The following is a 21,778-nucleotide window of genomic DNA, read 5'->3' on the forward strand; positions in this document are numbered from 1 at the left end:
GGTGCCGGCTTAAGCCAAGGCTTCGCGAACGAAGTCGAGACGATCCTGGCCGAAGAACATCTCGTCGCCGACGAAGAAGGTCGGCGCGCCGAACATCCCGCGCTTGATCGCCGCCTCGGTATTGGTCTTCAGCGCATCCTTCACGTCCTGCTCGGCCGTCAGCGCCAGCAGCGCCTGCGGATCAAAGCCCGCCTCGGCCAGCAGTGGCCCGAGCACGGCCGGGTCGCCCAGGTTAAGCGCGTCCACCCACATGCCCTTGAACACGCAGGCCAGCAGCGCCTCGAAGCGCTCCGGCTGGCGCATCTGGATGCCAGTGGCGGCGCGCATCAGGGTGAGGGTATTGATCGGGAAGTGCGGGTTCATCTTCATTGGCACGCCGTAGCGGCGGGCGAAGCGGGTCATGTCGATCAGCGTGTAGCGCCCCTTGGCCGGCACGGCGATGGGCGAGGCGTTGCCGGTGGCCTGGAACACGCCGCCCAGCAGGACCGGACGGTAGACCAGCGCGGCGCCGGTGTCGGCGCAGATCTTCGGCAACTGCGTATAGGCCAGGTAGGAGGTCGGGCTGCCGAAGTCGAAGTAGAACTCGACGGATTTGCTCATGAGTGGCTCTCTTTCTTGTTGTCGTTATGGGGCGATTACCAGCGTTCGATCCACGGGCGCAAATCGAGTTCGAAGGTCCATGCATCGCGCGGCTGGCTATGCAAATACCAGTAGCTGTCGGCGATATGTTCGGGGTCGAGGATGCCGTCCTGGTCCTTCTGCGCGTACTTCTGCGGGAAGTTCTCGCGGATGAACTCGGTGTCGATGGCACCGTCCACCACCACGTGGGCGACGTGCAGGCCCATCGGTCCCAGCTCGCGGGCCATGCTCTGCGCCAGCGCACGGATGCCGTGCTTGGCTCCGGCGAAGGCAGCGAAGCCCGAGGCGCCGCGCAGGCCGGCAGTGGCACCGGTGAACAGGAGAGTGCCGCGCTGGCGCGTGACCATGCGCTTGGCCACCTCGCGGCCGGTGAGGAACCCGGAGAAACAGGCCATCTCCCAGATCTTGAAGTACTTGCGCGCGGTCTCCTCGAGGATGCTGCAGGGTACGTTGGCGCCGATATTGAAAACGAAGGCTTCGATAGGGCCGATGTCGCGCTCGATGGTTTCCACCAGCTCGACCACTGCCTCTTCCTTGCGCGCATCCGAGGCGTAGCCATAGGCCTCGCCGCCTTCGGCGCGGATCTGTTCCACCAGCGGCTGCAGCTTGTCCGCCGAGCGCCGGGTGACGCAGGCGACGTAGCCTTCACGGGCGAAGCGGCGAGCGATGGCGCCGCCGGTGGCATCGCCGGCGCCGATGACCAGGACGACTTTCTTGTTCGACATTCTCGTTTCCTCTGCGGGGGCGCTAAATTTGGTAAACGGTCGTTAGGTAAACGAACGTTATGTTACTCTTGGCGTCATCGTCAACCGCTTCACCGGAGTCGCCCCGATGCGCTACTCAGCCACCCACAAGGAAGAAACCCGTCAGCGCCTGCTCGACAGCAGCAGCGCGCTCGCCAAGCAGGGCGGCTTCGCCAACTCTGGTGTGGACGGGTTGATGAAGGCGGTGGGCTTGTCCGGCGGGGCGTTCTACAACCACTTCGGCTCGAAGGACGAGTTGTTCGCCGCCATCGTCGAGCGCGAATTGCAGCAGAGCGTCGAACGCCTCGCCGCCAAGGGCAAGGTGCTTGACCGCGCGCGCCTGGAGCGCGCCCTGAAGCGCTACCTGAACATCACCCATGTTCAGGATGCCGGCGCCGGTTGCGCGATTCCGGCACTGGGTGCGGAGATCGCTCGCGCCGACGAGTCCGTCCGGCAGAGCGCGGAGGAGGCGCTGGTGGAGTTGCAGCAGGCCTGGGCCGAGGTGCTGGGCTCGCAGGAAGATGCCTGGGCGTTGCTGGCGCAATGCGTCGGCGCGCTGGTGCTGGCGCGGATGGTTGCCAGTGAGAAAACGCAGAAGGCAATCGTCGAGTCGAGCCGGGACTTCCTGATCCGCCACCTGGACGAAAAGTGAGCGACTTCCCTTCGGGGTGCGATCTCGGCGTTGTTCACCTTCACACGTAGGGCGGATAACCTGCCACGGGTTATCCGCGCTCCTACAAAAATGGTTACAGGCCCCGTATCGCCAAATCTGCACCGAGCAATGACAACCCGCCGAAGAAGCAGCGGCGGAACGCCAGCGGGCTGATCCGCGAACGCAGCCAGGTGCCCAGGTACATGCCCGCCAGTGCTGGCAGAAGCGCCAGCAGCGACAGGCCCAGCACGTCCGCCTGCAGCAGCGAGCCGTGCTGACTGAGGGTGATCGCCAGGGCCAGCGTCGAGACGGTGAAGGACAGTCCCAGCGCCTGCACCAGGTCATCCTTCTCCAGCCCCAGGGCCTGCAGGAAAGGCACGGCGGGAATCACGAAGACGCCGGTCACGGCGGTGACGCCGCCGGTGATCATCCCGACCAGCGGCGACAGCCAGCGCTCATGCCGCGGCGTCACGCTGAAGCGCTGGTTCGACAGCCCCAGCAGTGCATAGAGGATCAGCGCGACGCCCAGCAGCGGCGTGGCCGCCGGCCAGTTCCGCCCTGCCAGCAGCCAGCCCACCAGAAGTGTGCCGACAACGATGCCGACGAGCATCCCCCACAGGCGCGTGAGCAGCCCGAGGAAGCGCGGGCCGGCAGCCAGCTGCCAGACGTTGGTGACGGTGGAGGGCACGACGAGAATGGCAGCCGCCTGCATCGGCGGCATCACCAGCCCGAGCAGCCCGACGGCCACCGTGGGCAGGCCGAGCCCCACCACGCCCTTCACCAGGCCGGCGAGGAGGAAGGTGAGGACGATCAGTTCGAGGTGCTGGGGGAGGGCGTCGAACATGGGCGGGCCTTGTTGAAAAGCAAGGCTGGCAGGATACGAGGGTTTGAAAGCCATGGGGAAGCGCGGCCCCTCTCCCTGAAGGGAGAGTGGACCATTCGGTGCAGGAGAAAACTTCGGTATCAGCCGGCACGGATAGCCCCTCTCCCTTCAGGGAGAGGGCGGGGGAGAGGGCAAGTTGCTGCGCAGAGTTCCGACCGGGGGCGGATGGGCCGAACGTCGGGTCAGATATTCGCCACTGGCTGATAAGCCTTCGGCTTGAAGTACAGCGTCTCGCCACGGGCAAGGCCGGTCAGGCTGTCGTGGTCCTTCACCACTTCGGCCTCGATCAGCTCGTCCTGGCCTTCCACTTTCAGCGTCACCCGGGTGATCGCGCCCAAGGGCCGGATGTCGCGGACTTCGGCGGCGCGGTGCTCGGCCACTTCGGAGCGTGACAGCGAGACCTCGTGCGGGCGGAACAGCACGTGCTCGTCTCCGCCGATGTGCAGACGGTTCGAGTCGCCGAGGAAGTGGTAGACGAAGTCGCTGGCCGGGTTCTCGTAGACCTCGCCCGGCGAGCCGATCTGCTCGATCACGCCCTTGTTCATCACCACGATGCGGTCGGCGACTTCCATCGCTTCTTCCTGGTCATGGGTGACGAACACGGAGGTCAGGTTGATCTCCTCGTGCAGGCGCGCCAGCCAGCGGCGCAGTTCTTTGCGCACCTTGGCGTCGAGGGCGCCGAAGGGTTCGTCGAGCAGCAGGATCTTCGGTTCCACCGCCAGGGCGCGGGCTAGGGCGATACGCTGGCGCTGGCCGCCGGAGAGCTGTTCCGGATAGCGGTCGGCGAGCCAGTCCAGCTGCACCATGTTCAGCAGCTCGTGGACCTTCTCGGCGATGCGCGCTTCGCTCGGACGCTCCTTTTTCGGCTTCATGCGCAGGCCGAAGGCGACGTTGTCGAACACTGTCATGTGGCGGAACAGCGCGTAGTGCTGGAACACGAAGCCGACGTTGCGATCACGCACGTCGTGCTGCGAGACGTCTTCGCCGTGGAACACGATGTTGCCGGCGTCCGGGGTTTCCAGGCCGGCGATGATGCGCAGCAGGGTGGTCTTGCCGCAGCCGGACGGGCCGAGCAGGGCGACCAGCTCGCCGCTGTGGATGTCGAGGTTGATGTCGTTCAGCGCCTTGAAGGCGTTGAAGTTCTTGCTGACGTTACGGATTTCGATGCTCATGGCGTGGCTCTCACTCTTCGTCAGCTTTGACTTTGGCGCGGGTCAGGCGCGATTCGCTCCACTGCTTGAGCAGCAGGATGACCAGGGCCATCAGCAGCAGCAGGGTGGCGACGCTGAAAGCAGCGACGTGGTTGTATTCGTTGTAGAGGATTTCGACGTGCAGCGGCAGGGTGTTGGTGACGCCGCGGATGTGTCCGGAGACCACCGACACCGCGCCGAACTCGCCCATGGCCCGCGCGGTGCACAGCACCACGCCGTAGATCAGGCCCCATTTGATGTTCGGCAGGGTGACGTGCCAGAACATCTGCCAGCCGTTGGCGCCGAGCAGGCGCGCGGCTTCTTCCTCCTGGGTGCCCTGTTCCTGCATCAGCGGGATCAGTTCGCGGGCGACGAAGGGGAAGGTGACGAAAATGGTGGCCAGGACGATGCCGGGCACGGCGAAGACGATCTGGATGTCGTGGTCGCTCAGCCATTGCCCGAAGTAGCCCTGGGCGCCGAACAGCAGCACGTAGATCAGGCCGGCGATCACCGGCGAGACCGAGAACGGCAGGTCGATCAGGGTCACCAGGATGCTCTTGCCGGGGAACTCGAACTTGGTGACGCACCAGGCGGCGGCGACGCCGAACACCAGGTTCAGCGGCACCGAGATGCCCACGGCGATCAGCGTCAGCTTCAGCGCGGACAGTGCGTCGGGCTCCAGGATGGCCTCGAAGAAGGTGCCAAAGCCCTGCTTCAGCGCCTCGCTCAGCACCACGAACAGCGGCAGCAGCAAGAACACGGCGAAGGCCAGCCAGGCCAGCGCGATCAGGGCGCGGCGGCCCCAGACATTACCCCGGCGAGCAGCATTGGCAGCGGCCGCGGCGGAAAGGCTTGCGGTACTCATGGCGCGCTCCTCAAGGCGTTTCGATGCGGCGTTGCAGCAGGTTGATCAAGAGCAGCAGGACGAAGGCGACGACCAGCATCAGCACGCCGATGGCGGTGGCGCCGGTGTAGTCGTACTGGTCCAGCTTGACCATGATCAGCAGCGGCAGGATCTCGGTCTTCATCGGCATGTTGCCGGCGATGAAGATCACCGAGCCGTACTCGCCGACGCCGCGGGCGAAGGCCAGGGCGAAACCGGTCAGCCAGGCGGGGAGCAATGCCGGCAGGAGTACATGGCGGAAAACCTGCAGCGGCTTGGCGCCCAGGCAGGCGGCGGCTTCTTCCACTTCACGCGGGATGTCCGCCAGCACCGGCTGCACCGTGCGCACGACGAAGGGCAGGACCACGAAGGTCAGCGCCAGGGTGATGCCCAGCGGGGTGTAGGCGATCTTCAGGCCGATCTCGGTGGCGAAGCGGCCGACCAGGCCGTTGGGCGCGTACAGCGCGGTGAGTGCGATACCGGCCACGGCGGTGGGGAGGGCGAAGGGCAGGTCGATCATCGCGTCGATGATCTTGCGCCCCGGGAAGCGGTAGCGCACCAGCACCCAGGCCAGCAGGGTGCCGATCACGCCGTTGATCAGGGCGGCGATCAGCGCGGTGCCGAAGCTCAGCTTGAGCGCGGCGATGACGCGCGGCGCGGTGATGATGGTCCAGAACTGATCCCAGGAGAGTTGGGTCGTCTTGAGGAACATGGCCCCCAGCGGAATCAGCACCAATAGGCTGAGATACACCAGGGTGTAGCCCAGAGTCAGCCCGAAGCCGGGTATGACCGGGGAGATGCGTCGCGACATTGTCTGTCCTTTCTCGTGAACGCGTTAAGCCCCCGCCATGGGGCGGGGGTTTTCGTTCCGGCTGGCTGTGCACCGCCAGCCGGATCGGAGCGCCCGGCGCGTGCCGGGCGGGTGGCGCATCACTGCGCCTGGTAGATCTTGTCGAAGATGCCGCCGTCGTTGAAGAACTTGGGCTGCGCGACTTTCCAGCCGCCGAAGTCCTTGTCGATGGTCACCAGGTTCAGTTTCGGGAACTGGTTGGCGAACTCGGCAGCGACCTTGGCATCACGTGGGCGATAGAAGTTCTGCGCAGCGATGCGCTGGCCTTCTTCGCTGTACAGGTACTTCAGGTATTCCTCGGCGACCTTGCGGGTGCCTTTCTTGTCGACGGTCTTGTCGACCACCGCCACCGGCGGCTCGGCGAGGATGGACACGGACGGGACGACGATCTCGAAGTTCTCGCCGCCCTGTTCCTTCTTGGCCAGGAAAGCTTCGTTCTCCCAGGCCAGCAGCACGTCGCCGATGTTGTTGTTGACGAAGGTGATGGTCGAACCGCGGGCGCCAGTGTCCAGAACCGGAACGTGCTTGTACAGGTTCTGCACGTATTCCTGGGCTTTCTCGTCGCTACCGTACTGCTTCTTCGCCCAGGCCCAGGCGGCCAGGAAGTTCCAGCGGGCGCCGCCGGAGGTCTTCGGGTTCGGGGTGATGACTTCCACGCCCTGCTTGGTCAGGTCGCCCCAGTCCTTGATGCCCTTGGGATTGCCCTTGCGCACCAGGAACACGATGGTCGAGGTGTAGGGGGTGCTGTTGTCGGGCAGGCGCGCTTGCCAGTCGGCGGGTAGCAGCTTGCCCAGCTTGTTCAGTTCGTCGATGTCGCCGGCCAGGGCCAGGGTCACCACGTCGGCCTTCAGGCCGTCGATCACGGCGCGGGCCTGTTTGCCCGAGCCACCGTGGGATTGCTGCACGGTCAGGTCGTCGCCGCCCTGGGCCTTCCAGTGCTTGATGAAGGCGGCGTTGTAGGCCTGGTACAACTCGCGGGTCGGGTCGTAGGAAACGTTCAGCAGTTGGGTCGCGGCGGAGACGGGGCCTGCGATCAAGGCGCTGGCCAGTGCGGCCAGGGCGAAACGGCGGATGGACATGTGCAGCTCCTGAAAAAAATGCAGTTCTTAGTGTTTGTTTGGCAGGGTCTTTCGGAGGGCTATGTCAGCCACGCATTCGTGGCTGGCTGCTGCAGTACCGGTGGGGCAGGGCGATCATGGCGACGCTCCGGATGTCCAGTCGGTGGCCTCAGGGCTCAGGCGGGTTTGCCGGGGCTCTGCTGCAGGCGGAATTTTTCCTTGCGCTCGATCTGCACCACCTGGCCGTTGTGCACGGTGATCTCGACGGCGCCGAAACGCAGGCCACGCAGGGCGCTCTGCACTTCGCGCAGGATGTTGGCTTCGTCCTGGCCGTCCAGGCTACGGAGGGTTGCGCTCATGGGTATCTGCTCCTAAGGGGTTGACCACCGGCCGATTCACCAACGGCACGTGCGGTGTGAGCGCATCTTAGGCAGGAGCTGGATATTCTTAAAAATACTGTTTAAGAATTTTTATATACCCGAAAGTTTTTAGCGCGATTTCAAGCGGTGCCGCGCGGCAATTGCGCCAGCAGAACCTCCGCCGGCTGCGGCATGCCGTACCAGTAACCCTGGCCAAAGTCGCAGGCGTGGGTGAGGAGGAAGGCCGCCTGGTCGGGCCGTTCGATGCCCTCGGCGACCACCTGCAGGCCCATGCTCTGGCCCAGGGCGATCACCGCGCAGGCGATGGCGGCATCGTCGGATTCGTCCGGCAGGCCGGCGACGAAGCCCTGGTCGATCTTCAGCTTGTGCACCGGCATGCGCTTCAGGCGCATCAGCGAGGAATAGCCGGTGCCGAAGTCGTCGATGGACAGGTGTACGCCCAGCAGGCGCAGCTGGCAAAGCAGCTCCAGGGCCTGGTCGAAGTTTTCCATCACCGCGCTTTCGGTGACTTCCAGCTCCAGATGATGCGGTTCCAGGCCGCTCTGCTCCAGGGCCAGGGCGACACGCTCCTCCAATCCGCCGCGGCCGAAGAGGCGACTGGAGACGTTCACCGCGATGAAGTCGAGGGTGACGCCTGCGTCCAGCCACTGGCGCATCTGTCGACAGGCCTGTTCCAGCACCCAGGCGTCGATGGCGGTGATCAGGCCGCTTTGCTCGGCGACCGGGATGAACTCGCCGGGCGCGATCAGCCCTCTCTGCGGATGCTGCCAGCGCACCAGTGACTCGACGCCGACCATGCGGCCTGAGGCCAGGTCGTGCACGGGCTGGAAGTAGAGGCGCAGTTCGTCGTGGTCCAGGGCGTGGCGCAAGGCCGACTCCACTTCCACGTGGGAGCGCGCGCGGGCGGTCAGCTCGGGGGTATAGAAGGCGTACAGGTTGCGGCCGCTGGCCTTGGCCTGGAACAGCGCAGCGTCGGCGTGCTGCATCAGGTGGTCGACGTTGCGCGCATCCTCGGGGAACAGGCTGACGCCCAGGCTCACCGACATGTAGATGGTCTGCTCGTTGACCTCGAAGGGCGCGCTCATCGCTTCCAGCAGGCGCTGGGCGAGACTGCTGGCGTGGTGCGGTTGATGGCTTTCGAGAACCACGGCGAACTCGTCCCCGCCCAGCCGCGCCAGGGAACAGCGTTCGTCCAGGCAACCTTGCAGGCGTTCGGCCACGGCGCGGATCAGCAGGTCGCCGATGGTGTGGCCGAGGCTGTCGTTGATGTGCTTGAAGTGGTCGAGATCGATGCTCAGCAGCGCACCGCCGCCCTGCTCGCGCTCGGCGCGGGCCAGGGCCTGTTCGATGCGCTCGCGCAGCAACAGGCGGTTGGGCAGGCCGGTCAGCGGGTCGTGGTGCGCGAGAAAATCCAGTTCGTGCTGCGAACGCTTGAGGCTGCTGAGGTCGGAAAACACCGCGACGTAGTGGGTCAGTTCACCCTCGTCATTACGCACGGCGCGGATGTGCTGCCATTGCGGGTACACCTCGCCGCTCTTGCGGCGGTTCCAAATCTCGCCGCTCCACACGCCGTTCTCGTGCAAGGCGACCCACATGCGTTGATAGAAGGCATCGTCCTGGCGGCCGGACTTGAGCAGCGACGGCTGCCCGCCCAGCACCTCCTGGGCGCTGTAGCCGGTGATGCGCGAGAAGGACGGGTTGGTGTGCACGATGATGCCCTGCGCGTCGGTCACCAGCAGGCCTTCCTGGGTGGCCTCGAACACGGCGGCGGCTTGGCGCAGATGGTCTTCATTGCTGCGCTGGTGGGTGATGTCGCGGTTGACGCCGGTCAGGCGCAACGGCTGACCGTCTTCGGCGCGGGTCAGCCGGCCGCTGCTGCGGACCCAGCGGTAGCCGCCATCGCCATGGCGAATGCGGTAGACGCATTCCAGGCGGGTGCGCAGGCCCTGGATGCAGTCCTGGTGCAGGGCGAGGACCCGCGCGCGGTCTTCCGGATGCAGGCGGTTTTCCCACAGCAGCAGGTCATCGCTCAGGTGCTCCAGGGGCAGGCCGAGCAGGTCGGCGTAACCGGGGGAGTAATGCACACGCTGGGTTTCCAGGTCCCAATCCCAGATCCCATCTTCCACAACCGCGAAAGCACGGCTCAAGCGCTGCTCTTTATCGGCCAGCGCGGCGAAGGCGGCGCGCTGCTGGCGGAAGTGCCGCCAGAGCAGGATGAACAGGACGACGAAGGTGACCCCGAGGAACCCATACTTCTTCAGTTCCATGGCCCGCGCCAGCGAAGCGGGGTCGTGCAGGACATTTTGTAACCATTGGTCACTCAGCCAGACCCACAGGGAGGCGGCAACCAGGTAAACAAGACTGATGCGCAAGGCGCTGTGGCGTGGATTCATGCGGTAGTGAATTGTATTTATTGGCTGCGCTGTATAAAAAATGGCCAACTGGCCTCGTTCGTATCTAAAAGACCGGATGGTAATCCGGACCCGCTTGGTGATAATGCGGCAGTCCTTTCCCGGTAAGGCACGCCCAGCCGGGCGTAGTCCTCCACCCCTTCCGAGGTACAGTATCGTCTATGTGGTACAACGGTTTCCTTGACCTGTCGCCGTGGCAATTGGTGGCGGTCACCCTGGTCCTGACCCATATCACCATCGTCAGCGTCACAGTCTATCTGCACCGCTACTCGGCGCACCGGGCACTCGATCTGCACCCGGCGCTGCAGCACTTCTTCCGCTTCTGGCTGTGGATGACCACCGCCATGAACACCCGCGAGTGGACCGCCATCCACCGCAAGCACCACGCCAAATGCGAGACCGCCGAAGATCCGCACAGCCCGGTGTTCAAGGGCCTGGGCACCGTGCTGCGCACCGGTGCCGAGCTGTATCGCAAGGAGGCGGAGAACCCCGACACCCTGCGTATCTACGGCAAGAACTGCCCGGAAGACTGGATCGAGCGCAACGTCTATTCGCGCTACCCCATCGGCGGCATCGTGCTGATGGCGATCATCGACCTCGCTCTGTTCGGCGTGCTCGGCATGACCGTCTGGGCTGTGCAGATGATGTGGATCCCCGTTTGGGCCGCCGGCGTCATCAACGGTCTGGGCCACGCTGTCGGCTACCGCAACTTCGAGTGCCGCGACGCCGCGACCAATCTCGTGCCCTGGGGCATCCTGATCGGCGGCGAGGAACTGCACAACAACCACCACACCTACCCGAACTCGGCGAAGCTGTCGGTGAAGAAGTGGGAGTTCGACCTCGGCTGGGCCTGGATCAAGGTGTTCAGCTTCCTGCGTCTGGCCAAGGTTGCCCGCGTCGCGCCTATCGCGCACCGCGTGGAAGGCAAGGGCAGCCTGGACATGGATACCGCCATGGCCATCCTCAACAACCGTTTCCAGATCATGGCCCAGTACCGCAAGCTGGTGATCGGCCCGCTGGTGAAGCAGGAGGTGGCCAAGGCCGACGAGTCGGTGCGCCATCTGTTCCGCCGCGCCAAGCGCCTGCTGTCGCGTGAAACCAGCCTGCTGGAAGAGCGCCATCATGCGCGCATCCAGGACCTGCTCGCGCAGAGCCAGTCGTTGCAGGTGATCTACGAGAAGCGTCTGGCCCTGCAGCAGATCTGGGTAAAAACCAGCGCCAACGGCCACGACATGCTTGCCGCGATCAAGCAGTGGGTACACGAGGCGGAAGCCAGCGGCATCCAGTCCCTGCGCGAGTTCGCCGAGCAACTGAAGACCTACTCCCTGCGTCCGGCCGTCTAAACGACGGAAATGTCCTAGGACGTTGAGAGATGTGTCTCAGAAAAGCCCGCCGTTCGGCGGGCTTTTCGTTTAATTTGCAGCAGGCAAGCGAAGTTTGCGGTCATAGCCCCGGTCAATGAGCGGGAGGACGCTGATACATGGATGAGAATAAATTGCCGGCCGATCAGGAAGAGGCCTTGCTGGCGCTGCTGCACAGTCGTGCCGAAGTCACGCGCCTGAAGGAACGCGAACAGCTTTTCAGCGCACTGCTGGCCAGCGTGAACGCAGTGCTCTGGGCCTTTGACTGGCAGTCCCAGCGCATGGTCTACGTCAGCCCGGCGTACGAGCGCATCTTCGGCCGCTCCGCCGCGCTGCTGCTGGCGGACTACAACGAGTGGCGCAACTGCATCTACCCCGATGATCTGGACTACGCCCAGAGCACCCTGCAGGAAGTGCTCGAGCGCGGCGCCATCGAGCAGCGCGAATACCGCATCCTGCGGGCCGACGGAGAAGTGCGCTGGCTCAGCGACAAGTGCTTCGTCAGCCAGCACAGCGACGCCGGCCTGCCGCTGATGGTCGTTGGCATCGCCGAGGACATCACCGACAAGAAGCATCTGGAAACCGAGCTGCATCGCCTGGCCACCACCGACGTGCTGACCCAGAGCAGCAACCGCCGCTACTTCTTTGACAGCGCTGAGCAGGCCTTCCGCGACTGCAAGGCCACCTCCACGCCGCTGGCCTTCCTGCTGCTGGACGTCGACGACTTCAAGAAGATCAACGACCTCTACGGCCACCAGGTCGGTGACGTGGTGCTGCAGCGCATCGCCCAGAGCGGCGCCGGTGCGCTGCGTCGCGGCGATCTGTTCGGCCGTATCGGCGGCGAGGAATTTGCCGTGCTGTTGCCCGGCTGCGACGAGAACATGGCGCGGCAGATCGGCGAGCGTCTGCAGCGGGAAGTGCAACGTCTGCGCTTCAACGAGGCCGAGCATTTCTTCAGCGTCACCATCAGCCAGGGGCTGACGTTGCTACAGCCGGATGACCAGAATCTCTCCGCACTCTACAGCCGGGCCGACGCCGCGCTGTATCAGGCAAAGCGCACCGGCAAGGACCGCATTGTCCAGGGATGAAACACTCGGCTGGACGTCAGCGGCATCATTAATCCTTTCTGATTAATACCTTTGGCACAGACGCGTGGCGGTCTGTTCTGCTGTCAAAAGGCTCGTGTCGGGATTATGACGCGTTGTAAATCAATGACTTAAATTCCTTGAATTGCCTTCTGTCGGAATCCTGACGTAGGAGCGCTTCCTACGTTGACATGCCTTTGTCCCCCCCACTATTACTATTCACATAGCAATATCGTGTGGTGTCTGGATGAGACACCTCAGGGAGCAGTCGCACGAGCAGTGTGTCACGGAAGATTCTGCCACCTCTTCTTCCTGTCACTTTCCTATCGCTGCCTGACAACTTCCGTCAGCATCTCGCTGCGGGAGCGCGATGGATTTTTGCTTTTTGTTTTTCCAGATTTTCGGAACTTGGCCGAAGGGCGGTAGCTTTGCCCAGCGAAAAGTAACGGCCACTCCAGGGACGAACAGTTGATTGTCGTTAATTGAATCGGGTCAGTTCGAACTCGGGCGGTAGCCTTGTCTTCGAAAATCGCCAACGGCCCGGTGCAGAGCATCTCCTGGACTGGAGTGAGTGACGATGGCCGCTGGATTGATGGAAAACGACGGAACTTCGCATGCCGTCGAAAGAAGCCAAAAGAGCAGCGCTTCCCGGCTGGGAAGTGTTTCGCCGGTGAGACTGTGGAAGCGTGACGCTAATCCCCGAGGTGTTAATAAAAAGCTTAGTTTAATTGCCGCTGTTAGTTCGAAAATTTGTTATGCCAGTGCTTCAAGCTATAGAGCAATGTGTAACAAAACTGAACTTTTCAACGAATTTAACCTGTGTCAGACGCTGTTTGTTTCATCGCTGAAACAGCAACTTCCACCTGCTGCGGAAGTTCATCTGCAGGCGTTCGCGCTCCCTTCCGAACTGACTCTCACGATCTTCCCAAGGAAGGACCGTGCGAGCGCGGCGTCCCCGCGAGTGACGGAATCCCGGCGCGAACGCTGCCGCCCTGCCGGTCGACTGCGCCGGTATCACGAGAGCCGCGCGCCGCGCCGCGCTGGGAGTCAAGGCTGATGGCCGAGCAATCACTTCGTTCGAACTATGCCTGTGTGGTCGGCGGCGCCGGCCCCGCAGGCATGGGCTTCCTGTTCAACGCCTACAAGACCGGTGCTCTGGCGAGCCTCGCGCGCGACGGCCTGTTGGTCGTGGACGCGGCACTGGCGGTCGGTCGTGGCCGGCTGGGGGACTATCACATCACGGCCAATTCGGTGGGCGATGTGTTCCTCGATTGCCTGCGCGATCCGGCGTTGCTTCCGATCTTCGCGCCCCTGGCGCACTCCTCGGCGTTCCGCGCCCTGCAGAACGACCCTCACGGCGCGCCGATGCTGACCCAGGTGGGTGAACTGCTGGCGCACGCTTCGACGCTGTTCATGCGCTACGTCACCGAGCACCTGGGTGTCGAAGTGGCGCTGGGGACGCGCATCGAGAAGATCACCGCACAGGACGACGGCAGCTTCCAGCTGGCGTTGCGCAGCGGTTCCCATGGCGTGCAGATCGATGCGGGGACTCTGGTGATGAACCTGGGTGGCCGGCAGAACCGCGAATACCTCAACTGGAGCCTGGCCGAACAGGACCTGCACCTCTCCCACGACGGCCCCACGGTCTACTCCTCCGACGCGCTGCTGAGCCTGAACCCCGCCGAGTTGGTGGAGCTGTTCGGCGACCGGGTCACGCCGGGCTGCCGCTTCACCGTGGTCGGCGGTTCCCACAGTGCCTTCTCGATCCTCGACAACCTCGCCTGCGCCCTGGATTGCCTGGGCCTGGAACAGATCACCCTGCTGCACCGCGCGCCGATCCGGCTGTTCTTCGAAAGCGTCGAGGAAGCCCGCGCGGCCGGTTATGGGGTGGACGAAGGCATGGACGTCTGCCCGGTTTCCGGCCGGGTGAACCGCTCCGGCGGCCTGCGCTACCGCGCCCACCAGGTCGGCACCGACGTGCTGTCCAAAGGGCTCGTCAGCGGCACGCGGGTGAAGGTCGAGTTGCTCTGCCTGGAAGACCGCTCGCCCGCTGTGCGCGAGCGTCTGGAGCAGTGTTGCAGCGAGGACGGCGTGATGGTCCAGGCCATCGGTTACCAGCCGTGCCTGCCGGCCCTGCGTCGCTCCAATGGGGAGCCGCTGCAGGTGCGCGAGAGCAAGGGCGGGCTGGATTCCGATGCAGCCGGCTGCCTGCGCGACCACATCGGCCGGCCGATCCCCGGCCTCTACAGCTTCGGCCTGGGCTCCGGCCTTGCGGCCAACCCGATGCTGGGCAGCGAGCGCTCGTTCGACAGCCGCATCTATGGCGTCTGGCAGTTCCACCACGACGCCAGCGGCCGGGTCATCGAGGCCCTCCAGGAGCACCTGGCGAACCGTGCGGCGCAGCCCGCTCAACCCCTGGACATCGGCACCGACGACGCGCCCTTCGCGCTATCGGCGCTGGGCTGAGCGGCGCCGCGCCGGACCTGAATCCATAGACGGACTTTCCATCCAACAGAGGGATGCGACCGTGATCAATGTGACCAAGACCTACCTGGGCAACCTGGACAAGTTCAAGGCCTACGTGGAACAGATCTATGCCTCCGGCTGGATCACCAACCACGGCCCTTTCGTCACGGAGTTGGAAGAGCGCCTGCAGGACTACTTCGGCGTTCGCCATGTGATTCTCACCAACAACGGCACCATTGCCCTGCAGGTGGCCTACCGGGCCCTGGGCGTCACCGGCAGTGCCGTCACCACCCCCTTCAGCTTCGTTGCCACCAGCAGCACGCTGCAGTGGGAGAGCATCCGCCCGCGCTTCGCCGACATCGATGCGCGGACCTGGAACCTCGACCCTGCGCGCATCGAAGCCAGCCTTGCGCCGGATACCACCGCCATCGTCGCCACCCACGTGTTTGGTAATCCCTGTGCGGTGGAGGAGATTCAGGCGGTGGCCCAGCGCAACCGGTTGAAAGTGATCTACGACGGCGCGCACGCCTTCGGTTCGCGCTACCGCGACCGTTCGGTGCTGGCCTGGGGAGACGCCACCACCCTGAGCTTCCACGCCACCAAGCTGTTCCACACCATCGAGGGCGGCGCCATCGTCACCTCCGATGACGAGCTGGCCAGGCAGATCCGCCTGATGTGCAACTTCGGCATCGCCGGCGTCGACCAGATCGTCGGCCTGGGGATCAACGCCAAGCTCAACGAGTTCTCCGCGGCCATGGGGCTGTGCGTGCTCGACGATATCGACAGCATCCTCGCCCAGCGCGAGGAGATCGCCGCCCGCTATACCGCCGCGCTCAGCGGCTACTACGACCTGCAGGCCAGCGAAAGCTACGCGCGGCTGAACTACAGCTACTACCCCATCGGCCTGCGCGACGAAGCCCAGGTGTTGCGCGTGCGCACCGCGCTGAACGAGATCGGGGTCAACCCGCGGCGATACTTCTACCCGTCGCTGGACACCCTGGATTACCTCGCTCCCCAGGTGCCTCAAGTGCTGTCCCGCGAGCTGAGCCAGCGCATCCTCTGCCTGCCGCTGTATCCGGGCCTGCCCCAGGAGATCCAGCGCGCGGTGATCGAAGTGCTGCTGCTGGAAAGCGGCCGCGTCGCCGTCGCGGTGTAAGGGGACGACCATGCGCACCGCACGCTCGCTGTCGATGGTCCGCAATACCCTGCTCAATTACGCAGGGCAGGCGTACGCCATCGTCATCGGCATCCTGATCCAGCCGTTCTACCTCGGTCACCTCGGGGCCGAGGCCTACGGCCTGATCGGCTTCTTCGCGGTGCTGCAGAGCTGGTTGCTGCTGCTGGATGTCGGCCTGTCGCCCGCGCTGGTGCGCCAGGTCGCCCATGGCCGTGGCGCCGACGGTGAAGCTCAGGGCCAGGCGCGCCTGCTGCGCTCCTTCGAACTGATCATGCTGCCGCTGACCCTACTCAGCAGCGTCGCGGTGTGGGGTGCCAGCACCTGGATCGCCGGGCAGTGGCTCAACGTGCAGCAACTCTCGCCCCAGCTGGTGGCGCACTGCATCAGCCTGATGGGCCTGCTGGTGGCGCTGCGGCTGTACGCCACCCTGTACCGCAGTGCGCTGCAGGGCCAGGAGCTGCACGGCTTCATCAACGCGGTGAACGTGTTCATCACCACCCTGCGCTACTTCGGCGGCCTGCTGCTGGTGGCGCAGGTCAGCCAGGACCCTCTGGTGTTCTTCCAGTTCCAGGTCGCGGTGTCACTGATCGAGGCGCTGCTGCTGGGCGGCAAGGCCTACCTGTGGATGGACGTACGCCTGCTGACGCGCTTCTGCTGGAACACGGTGCGCCCGGTGCTGCCCTTCGCCCTGGGCATGTCCTTCACCTCCTGCCTGTGGATCGTGCTCACCCAGCTGGACAAGGTCCTGCTGTCGAACCTGCTGCCGCTTGAGCAGTACGGCTACTTCTCCCTGGTGGCGCTGATTTCCGGCGGCATCCTCACGCTGGTCAATCCGCTGGCGCAATCGCTGCTGCCGCGCATGACCGTGCTGGTCGCCGAACAACGCCACGAAGACATGCAGCAGCTCTACCTCAAGGCGAACCGTTTCGTCTGTGTGCTGCTGTTCCCGATGGTCGCGGTGATCGCCGCTCATGGTCACGACCTGGTCCTGGCCTGGAGCGGCGATACCGTGGCCGCCAGTTGGTGCCGGCCGATCCTGGCCTGGTACGTACTCGGCTCCGGCCTGCTGGCGGTGGCCAGCTTCCAGTTCTACCTGCAGTACGCCCATGGCCAGTTGCGCATGCACGTCTGGTACAGCGTCGTCTCCACGCTGGTGACCGTGCCGCTGGTGATCGCCAGCGCCTACCTCCATGGCGTGCTCGGCGTGGCGCTGTGCTGGTTCGGCCTGCGCCTGCTGTCGTTCCTGGTCTGGCCGGCGATCGTGCACCACGCGTTCGCTCCCGGCCTGCACGCTATCTGGTTGCGCGACACCCTGCAGATCGCCGCGCTCAGCGCCGCCGGACTGCTGCTCAGCGAACCCTTCTATGCGCTGCTGGCCCGCTCCGGCGAGCGCCTGTGGCTGCTGGCCGCGCTGGCCGTCTGCGGCCTGATCACCCTGTCCCTCGTGGGCGCGGGCTCTGCCCCGGCTTTGCTGCGCCTGTTCAAACCGTCCCACAAGCCGAGTGTCTAGACATGGATATCCGCTCCGAGCTGCAGATCCTTTCCAACTGGCCGGAAGACCCGAAGCCCCTGCTGAGCATCGTCTGCCTGGCCTACAACCAGGTGAACTACATCGGCCGCACGCTGGACAGCTTCCTCGAGCAGGTCACCGATTTCCGCTTCGAAGTGCTGGTCAACGACGACGCCTCCAACGACGGCACCAGCGAGCTGATCGCCGACTACGCCGCGCGCTACCCGCACATCATCAAGCCGATCTTCCACAAGGAAAACCAGTACTCCAAGGGCGTCTCCCATGGCCTGCCGGTGTTCCGCAAGTGCCGGGGACGCTACATCGCCTACTGCGAGGGCGACGACTTCTGGACCGACCCGCGCAAGCTGCAGATCCAGGTCGACTTCCTGGAGAACAACCCGGACTACGTGATCACCTACCACGACGCCTACACCTATAACGAGGACGGCGTGATCAGGCCCCGGCAGCTCACCGGCAAGTATCGCCGCGACGCCAGCCGCCTGGACCTGCAGAAGGCCCGGCCGATCTCCACGCTGACCACCTGCTTCCGCAACGTCCTCACCGAAATGCCCGAGGAGCTGCGCACCACGCGCATGGTCGACCTGTGCTGGTGGTCGCTGCTCGGTGCCTTCGGCAAGGGCAAGTTCATCGAGGAAATCCGCCCCGCCGCCTACCGCGTGCACCAGGGCGGGATCTTCTCCATGCAGGCCGATCGCGTGCAGCAGCAGATGACCCTGCACACCTACTACTGCCTGTCGCGCTACTACCAGCGCCTGGGTAACCAGGAGCTCAACGAGTACTTCCTGATGCAGGTCTGCCGGCTGTCCATGGCGGCCGTCTCGCCCATGCGCAAGGTGCAGGCCTTCCTGCTGTTGATCGGCAACCACGGCGCCAACCTGCTCAAGCGGCTGAACCCGATTCAGGCGCGCTGAGCCGCGCCACCTCAATGGAGGATGGAAGTCCATGAGTGTCATGCCCCGCTCGTCCCTGGAAACGCTCCAGGACACCCGCATCGACGTTGCCGGCCTGCTGCGCCTGCTGTTCGATCACAAGAAGATGATCATCGCCGTCACCGGCCTGTTCGCGGCGCTCGGGCTCTTCTACGCGGTGGTCGCCACGCCGATCTACGTCTCCGGCGCGATGATCCAGATCGAGCAGAAGAAGAACGGCCTGAACGGCACGCCGGAGGTGATCAATCGCCCCGACTCAGTGTCGATCGCCGCCACCGAGATCGAGCTGCTGAAATCCCGCGCCGTGCTGGGCAGGGCGGTCGAGCTGCTGAAGCTCGACATCATCGCCAAGCCCAGGCGCATGCCGCTGATCGGTGACTACCTGGCGCGGCACTACAAGCCCGAGGCCGGGCAGACGTTGGCCGCGCCCTGGCTGGGCATGGGCGCCTACGGCTGGGGTGGCGAGCAGATCAAGGTGTTTTCCCTCGACGTGCCGGAGGAATACCTGGGCGAGCCGCTGACCCTGGTGGCCGATGGCGGTGACGCCTATCACCTGCTCAACGCCGACGACCAGTTGATCCTGCGTGGCGAGCTGAAGAAGCCGGTGATGGAAAAAGGCTTCAGCATCGAGGTCGACGAGCTGGTGGCGCGCCCTGGCACCGAGTTCATCGTGGCGAAGAACCGCCTGCTGACCACCACCCTGAACTACCAGAAGCTGCTCAAGGTGGCCGAGGCCGGCAAGGACTCGGGGATTATCTACATGACCCTGGAGGACCCCAACCCGCAACAGGCCGACCGCATTCTCGACAAGATCAGCCATCTCTATGTGCTGCAGAACGTCGAGCGCAGTTCCGCCGAAGCTTCGCAGCGCCTGCAGTTCCTCCGCTCGCAACTGCCGGTGGTGCGCATGGACCTGGAGAAGGCCGAGGCCGCCTACAACGCCTACCAGACCACCGCCAAGTCCGCCGACATCAGCGTCGAGACGCGCGGCGTGCTGGACCAGGTGGTGGGGATCGACAACCAGCTCTCCGAACTCAGGCTCAAGCGCGCCGAGTACGACCGCCTCTACACGCCCTCGCACCCGCTGTACCAGGCGCTGAACAAGCAGATGGGCAGCCTGGAGGACCGCAAGGCGCAACTGCAGAAACGCATCCAGACCCTGCCGGCCACCCAGCAGGAGCTGCTGCGCCTGTCCCGTGACATGCAGGTCACCCGGCAGACCTACACCAGCCTGCTGAACAAGGCCCAGGAGCAGGACATCATCCGCGCCGGCACCATCGGCAACGTGCGGGTGATCGACACCGCCCAGGCCAACGTCGAGCAACCGGCCAAGCCCATGCGCAAGGTCATCGTGCTGCTCGCCACCCTGCTCGGCTTCTGCGTCGCGCTGGGCATCCTGTTCCTGCGCCAGGCCTTCTACCGTGGCGTGGAGAACCCCGAGGCGATCGAACAGCTCGGCCTCTCGGTGCTTGCCGCGGTTCCCTATTCACGGCAACAGGAGCGCCTGGAGAAGGAGCGCAAGGGCGACATCCTCGGCCACACGCCCAAGTTGCTGGCCGCGTCCGCCCCGGGCGACCTGGCCAACGAGGCGATCCGCAGCCTGCGCACCAACCTGCATTTCGCCCTGCTCGAAGCGCGCAACAACGTGGTGATGCTCACCAGCCCGGCGCCGGGCGCCGGCAAGTCGTTCATCTCCAGCAACCTGGCAGCCATCGTCGCGCAAACGGGCCTGCGGACCCTGCTGATCGACGCCGACATGCGCAAGGGCTACCTGCACCGCGTGTTCGGGCTGACGCCGCGCCATGGCCTGTCCGATGCGCTGAGTTCGCACCGCCCGCTCAGCGAAGTGATCCTGCCCACCGAGGTGCCGGAGCTGGACTTCATCTCCTGCGGCTTCGCCGCGCCCAACCCGTCCGAGCTGCTGATGCACGACAACTTCGCCCAGCTGCTGCGCGATGCCTCAGCGATGTACGACCTGGTGATAGTCGACACCCCGCCGGTGCTGGCGGTGACCGACGCCGCCCTGGTCGGCCGGCTGTGCGGCATCAGCCTGCTGGTGACGCGTTTCGGCCAGAGCCCGGCGAGCGAGATCGACACCGCCCGCCGCCGTCTGGGGCAGAGCGGCATCCACCTGCAGGGCGCGATCCTCAATGGCGTGAAGCGCAAGGCCTCGACCGCGGCGTACGACTACGGCGCGTACGCCTACCGCTACGACGCCAAGGACTGAGCAGGGAATCTAGGGAAGGGATGCCGCCATGGTTCATATCGTCAGCCTCATGCAGCCGTACTTGTTCCCCTACCTGGGGTACTTCCAGCTGATCGCCGCGAGCAGTCTGTTCATTCTCGGCGACAGCCTGCAGTACACCCGGCGTGGCTGGATCAATCGCAATCGCCTGCTGGTCGGCGGGAAGATCTGGCAATTCAGCTTTCCGCTGGAACAGGGTTCGCAGACCCAGGCGATCAACGAGCGAAGGCTGAGCGCGGAGTTGCGCCGGAGCAACCAGCGCCTGCTGCACACCATCCGCCATGCGTACCACCGCGCCCCCTGCTACGGGCAGGTGATGCCGCTGCTGGAGGAGATTCTCGAACACCCCGAGCGCAACCTGTCGCACTTCGCCGAGCATTCGATCCGCCGCATCTGCCACTACCTGGGCATCGACACGCCCATGGCGCGGGTCTCCGAGCTGGACCTGGCCGAGGATATCGGCCGCGACCAGCGCCTGATCGAAGCGGTGAAGCAGGCGGGCGGAGACGTCTATCTCAATCCCGAAGGCGGCCGTCACCTGTACTCGCCCGCGGTGTTCCAGGCCCACGGGCTGGACCTGCAGTTCCTGCGCATGGACGAGCTGAGCTACCCGCAGTTCAGCCCGGATTTCGTCCCCCGCCTGTCGATCATCGACGTGCTGATGTTCAACCCACCGGACGAGATGCAGCGGCTGCTGGGCCGCTACACGCTGGAGCGGCCCGCTCCCTCGTCGGATCTGCTTGGGGAGTACGAGTCATGAGTGCCGTTTCCGCCGTCAATGCCGCGCAGTACCGCTGGTACCTGATCCAGACCAAGCCGCACCAGGAACTGCGTGCCGAGCAGAACCTCGGCCGCCAGGGCTTCTCCTGCTATCGCCCGATGGTCAAGCAAGGCAGCCGGTCGCAACCGCTGTTCCCCGGCTACCTGTTCATCCGCCTCGATCAGCAGCACGACAACTGGTTCCCGATCCGCTCCACCCGCGGCGTGGCGCGCATCGTCAGCTTCGGCGCGCAGCCGCTGGCGGTGGGTGACGAGCTGGTGGAGGGCATCCGCCTGCGCCTGGCGGCGATGCCCGAACGGCCATCCAGTGGCTTCCACCAGGGCCAGGTGGTGCGCGTGAAGTGCGCCGGCGAATGCGAGGTGGAGGCCATCTTCCTCTGCGACGACGGCGCCGAGCGCGCGCTGATCCTGCTCAACCTGCTGCAACGCGAACAACGCATCCGGGTCCCGCTCAGCCAGCTCTCGGCGGTGGGCGGCAATGAAGGCTGGCGCGCCTGAGGCACCAGGCGTTCACA

20 protein-coding genes are annotated in these 21,778 nt (G+C 64.7%); 11 read left to right on the forward strand and 9 right to left on the reverse strand.

The genetic code is table 11. The annotated features are described in order from the left end of the window. Positions 1–9: 9 nt before the first annotated feature. On the reverse strand, positions 10–600 hold the full coding sequence (locus C167_RS0123585) for a 2-hydroxychromene-2-carboxylate isomerase (protein ID WP_017520771.1): 591 nt from the start codon (positions 598–600) through the stop codon (positions 10–12). Between the two features lie 35 nt (positions 601–635). After that, on the reverse strand, positions 636–1,364 hold the full coding sequence (locus C167_RS0123590; RefSeq protein ID WP_017520772.1) for an SDR family oxidoreductase: 729 nt from the start codon (positions 1,362–1,364) through the stop codon (positions 636–638). A 106-nt stretch (positions 1,365–1,470) separates the two neighbouring features. On the opposite strand from C167_RS0123590, the gene C167_RS0123595 reads away from it, so the two are divergent. Continuing rightward, on the forward strand, positions 1,471–2,034 hold the full coding sequence (locus C167_RS0123595; RefSeq protein ID WP_017520773.1) for a TetR/AcrR family transcriptional regulator: 564 nt from the start codon (positions 1,471–1,473) through the stop codon (positions 2,032–2,034). Positions 2,035–2,128: 94 nt separating this feature from the next. Here the strand turns inward: C167_RS0123595 and C167_RS0123600 are convergent, their stop codons facing one another. The 7 genes from C167_RS0123600 to C167_RS0123630 all read right to left on the reverse strand — a co-directional run bounded on the left by C167_RS0123600 (position 2,129) and on the right by C167_RS0123630 (position 9,671). After that, entirely contained in the window at positions 2,129–2,878 is a 750-nt protein-coding gene (locus C167_RS0123600; RefSeq protein ID WP_017520774.1) for a sulfite exporter TauE/SafE family protein, read from the reverse strand. A gap of 221 nt (positions 2,879–3,099) precedes the next feature. Next, positions 3,100–4,089, reverse strand: coding sequence for a sulfate/molybdate ABC transporter ATP-binding protein (locus C167_RS0123605; protein ID WP_017520775.1), 990 nt, complete (start codon positions 4,087–4,089; stop codon positions 3,100–3,102). A gap of 10 nt (positions 4,090–4,099) precedes the next feature. Beyond that, the gene (gene cysW, locus C167_RS0123610) at positions 4,100–4,972 is read right to left on the reverse strand and encodes a sulfate ABC transporter permease subunit CysW (RefSeq protein ID WP_017520776.1); all 873 of its coding nucleotides are present in this window, start codon (positions 4,970–4,972) and stop codon (positions 4,100–4,102) included. Between the two features lie 10 nt (positions 4,973–4,982). Next, positions 4,983–5,801: a sulfate ABC transporter permease subunit CysT gene (gene cysT, locus C167_RS0123615; RefSeq protein ID WP_017520777.1), complete on the reverse strand. Its 819-nt coding sequence runs from the start codon at positions 5,799–5,801 to the stop codon at positions 4,983–4,985. A gap of 119 nt (positions 5,802–5,920) precedes the next feature. Further along, entirely contained in the window at positions 5,921–6,919 is a 999-nt protein-coding gene (locus C167_RS0123620) for a sulfate ABC transporter substrate-binding protein (RefSeq protein WP_017520778.1), read from the reverse strand. 155 nt (positions 6,920–7,074) lie between these two features. Continuing rightward, the gene (oscA, locus tag C167_RS0123625) at positions 7,075–7,257 is read right to left on the reverse strand and encodes a sulfur starvation response protein OscA (protein ID WP_017520779.1); all 183 of its coding nucleotides are present in this window, start codon (positions 7,255–7,257) and stop codon (positions 7,075–7,077) included. A gap of 140 nt (positions 7,258–7,397) precedes the next feature. Then, positions 7,398–9,671, reverse strand: a complete 2,274-nt coding sequence (locus C167_RS0123630) for a putative bifunctional diguanylate cyclase/phosphodiesterase (RefSeq protein WP_026079238.1) — start codon at positions 9,669–9,671, stop codon at positions 7,398–7,400. 179 nt (positions 9,672–9,850) lie between these two features. On the opposite strand from C167_RS0123630, the gene desA reads away from it, so the two are divergent. From desA to rfaH, 10 genes are all read left to right on the forward strand, one after another. Further along, positions 9,851–11,032 carry a delta-9 fatty acid desaturase DesA gene (desA, locus tag C167_RS0123635; protein ID WP_017520781.1) on the forward strand — a complete coding sequence of 394 codons (1,182 nt, stop codon included), beginning with the start codon at positions 9,851–9,853 and terminating at the stop codon, positions 11,030–11,032. Between the two features lie 137 nt (positions 11,033–11,169). After that, complete coding sequence (locus tag C167_RS0123640; protein ID WP_017520782.1) at positions 11,170–12,138, forward strand: GGDEF domain-containing protein; 969 nt, start codon at positions 11,170–11,172, stop codon at positions 12,136–12,138. A 574-nt stretch (positions 12,139–12,712) separates the two neighbouring features. Continuing rightward, positions 12,713–13,192 (forward strand): hypothetical protein, encoded by a 480-nt coding sequence (locus C167_RS34630; RefSeq protein ID WP_157791870.1) that lies wholly within the window; start codon positions 12,713–12,715, stop codon positions 13,190–13,192. Then, positions 13,192–14,601, forward strand: a complete 1,410-nt coding sequence (locus C167_RS0123645; RefSeq protein WP_017520783.1) for a hypothetical protein — start codon at positions 13,192–13,194, stop codon at positions 14,599–14,601. Before C167_RS34630 ends, C167_RS0123645 begins: the two co-directional genes overlap by 1 nt. A gap of 61 nt (positions 14,602–14,662) precedes the next feature. Beyond that, positions 14,663–15,757: a DegT/DnrJ/EryC1/StrS family aminotransferase gene (locus C167_RS0123650; RefSeq protein ID WP_017520784.1), complete on the forward strand. Its 1,095-nt coding sequence runs from the start codon at positions 14,663–14,665 to the stop codon at positions 15,755–15,757. A 10-nt stretch (positions 15,758–15,767) separates the two neighbouring features. After that, positions 15,768–17,288: a lipopolysaccharide biosynthesis protein gene (locus C167_RS0123655; RefSeq protein ID WP_017520785.1), complete on the forward strand. Its 1,521-nt coding sequence runs from the start codon at positions 15,768–15,770 to the stop codon at positions 17,286–17,288. A gap of 2 nt (positions 17,289–17,290) precedes the next feature. Then, a complete protein-coding gene (locus tag C167_RS0123660) occupies positions 17,291–18,220 on the forward strand; it encodes a glycosyltransferase family 2 protein (protein WP_017520786.1) in 930 nt (309 codons plus the stop codon). Between the two features lie 31 nt (positions 18,221–18,251). After that, the gene (locus tag C167_RS0123665) at positions 18,252–20,465 is read left to right on the forward strand and encodes a polysaccharide biosynthesis tyrosine autokinase (RefSeq protein ID WP_017520787.1); all 2,214 of its coding nucleotides are present in this window, start codon (positions 18,252–18,254) and stop codon (positions 20,463–20,465) included. Positions 20,466–20,493: 28 nt separating this feature from the next. Beyond that, entirely contained in the window at positions 20,494–21,243 is a 750-nt protein-coding gene (locus C167_RS0123670; protein WP_017520788.1) for a WbqC family protein, read from the forward strand. Next, entirely contained in the window at positions 21,240–21,761 is a 522-nt protein-coding gene (gene rfaH / locus C167_RS0123675) for a transcription/translation regulatory transformer protein RfaH (RefSeq protein WP_017520789.1), read from the forward strand. The genes C167_RS0123670 and rfaH overlap by 4 nt, the downstream gene beginning before the upstream one ends. Positions 21,762–21,778 lie beyond the last annotated feature (17 nt).

This window comes from Pseudomonas nitroreducens TX1, from assembly GCF_000313755.1.
GTDB lineage: Bacteria > Pseudomonadota > Gammaproteobacteria > Pseudomonadales > Pseudomonadaceae > Pseudomonas > Pseudomonas nitroreducens_A.

Bases quoted from the DNA above. Each gene is read 5' to 3' on its own strand.
- cysW (WP_017520776.1), bottom strand. From the start codon at position 4,972: ATGAGTACCGCAAGCCTTTCCGCCGCGGCCGCTGCCAATGCTGCTCGC.
- desA (WP_017520781.1), top strand. From the start codon at position 9,851: ATGTGGTACAACGGTTTCCTTGACCTGTCGCCGTGGCAATTGGTGGCG.
- C167_RS0123645 (WP_017520783.1), top strand. From the start codon at position 13,192: ATGGCCGAGCAATCACTTCGTTCGAACTATGCCTGTGTGGTCGGCGGC.
- C167_RS0123600 (WP_017520774.1), bottom strand. From the start codon at position 2,878: ATGTTCGACGCCCTCCCCCAGCACCTCGAACTGATCGTCCTCACCTTC.
- cysT (WP_017520777.1), bottom strand. From the start codon at position 5,801: ATGTCGCGACGCATCTCCCCGGTCATACCCGGCTTCGGGCTGACTCTG.
- C167_RS0123605 (WP_017520775.1), bottom strand. From the start codon at position 4,089: ATGAGCATCGAAATCCGTAACGTCAGCAAGAACTTCAACGCCTTCAAG.
- C167_RS0123665 (WP_017520787.1), top strand. From the start codon at position 18,252: ATGAGTGTCATGCCCCGCTCGTCCCTGGAAACGCTCCAGGACACCCGC.
- C167_RS0123670 (WP_017520788.1), top strand. From the start codon at position 20,494: ATGGTTCATATCGTCAGCCTCATGCAGCCGTACTTGTTCCCCTACCTG.
- rfaH (WP_017520789.1), top strand. From the start codon at position 21,240: ATGAGTGCCGTTTCCGCCGTCAATGCCGCGCAGTACCGCTGGTACCTG.
- C167_RS0123620 (WP_017520778.1), bottom strand. From the start codon at position 6,919: ATGTCCATCCGCCGTTTCGCCCTGGCCGCACTGGCCAGCGCCTTGATC.
- C167_RS0123595 (WP_017520773.1), top strand. From the start codon at position 1,471: ATGCGCTACTCAGCCACCCACAAGGAAGAAACCCGTCAGCGCCTGCTC.
- C167_RS34630 (WP_157791870.1), top strand. From the start codon at position 12,713: ATGGCCGCTGGATTGATGGAAAACGACGGAACTTCGCATGCCGTCGAA.
- C167_RS0123590 (WP_017520772.1), bottom strand. From the start codon at position 1,364: ATGTCGAACAAGAAAGTCGTCCTGGTCATCGGCGCCGGCGATGCCACC.
- C167_RS0123660 (WP_017520786.1), top strand. From the start codon at position 17,291: ATGGATATCCGCTCCGAGCTGCAGATCCTTTCCAACTGGCCGGAAGAC.
- C167_RS0123585 (WP_017520771.1), bottom strand. From the start codon at position 600: ATGAGCAAATCCGTCGAGTTCTACTTCGACTTCGGCAGCCCGACCTCC.
- oscA (WP_017520779.1), bottom strand. From the start codon at position 7,257: ATGAGCGCAACCCTCCGTAGCCTGGACGGCCAGGACGAAGCCAACATC.
- C167_RS0123655 (WP_017520785.1), top strand. From the start codon at position 15,768: ATGCGCACCGCACGCTCGCTGTCGATGGTCCGCAATACCCTGCTCAAT.
- C167_RS0123640 (WP_017520782.1), top strand. From the start codon at position 11,170: ATGGATGAGAATAAATTGCCGGCCGATCAGGAAGAGGCCTTGCTGGCG.
- C167_RS0123630 (WP_026079238.1), bottom strand. From the start codon at position 9,671: ATGAATCCACGCCACAGCGCCTTGCGCATCAGTCTTGTTTACCTGGTT.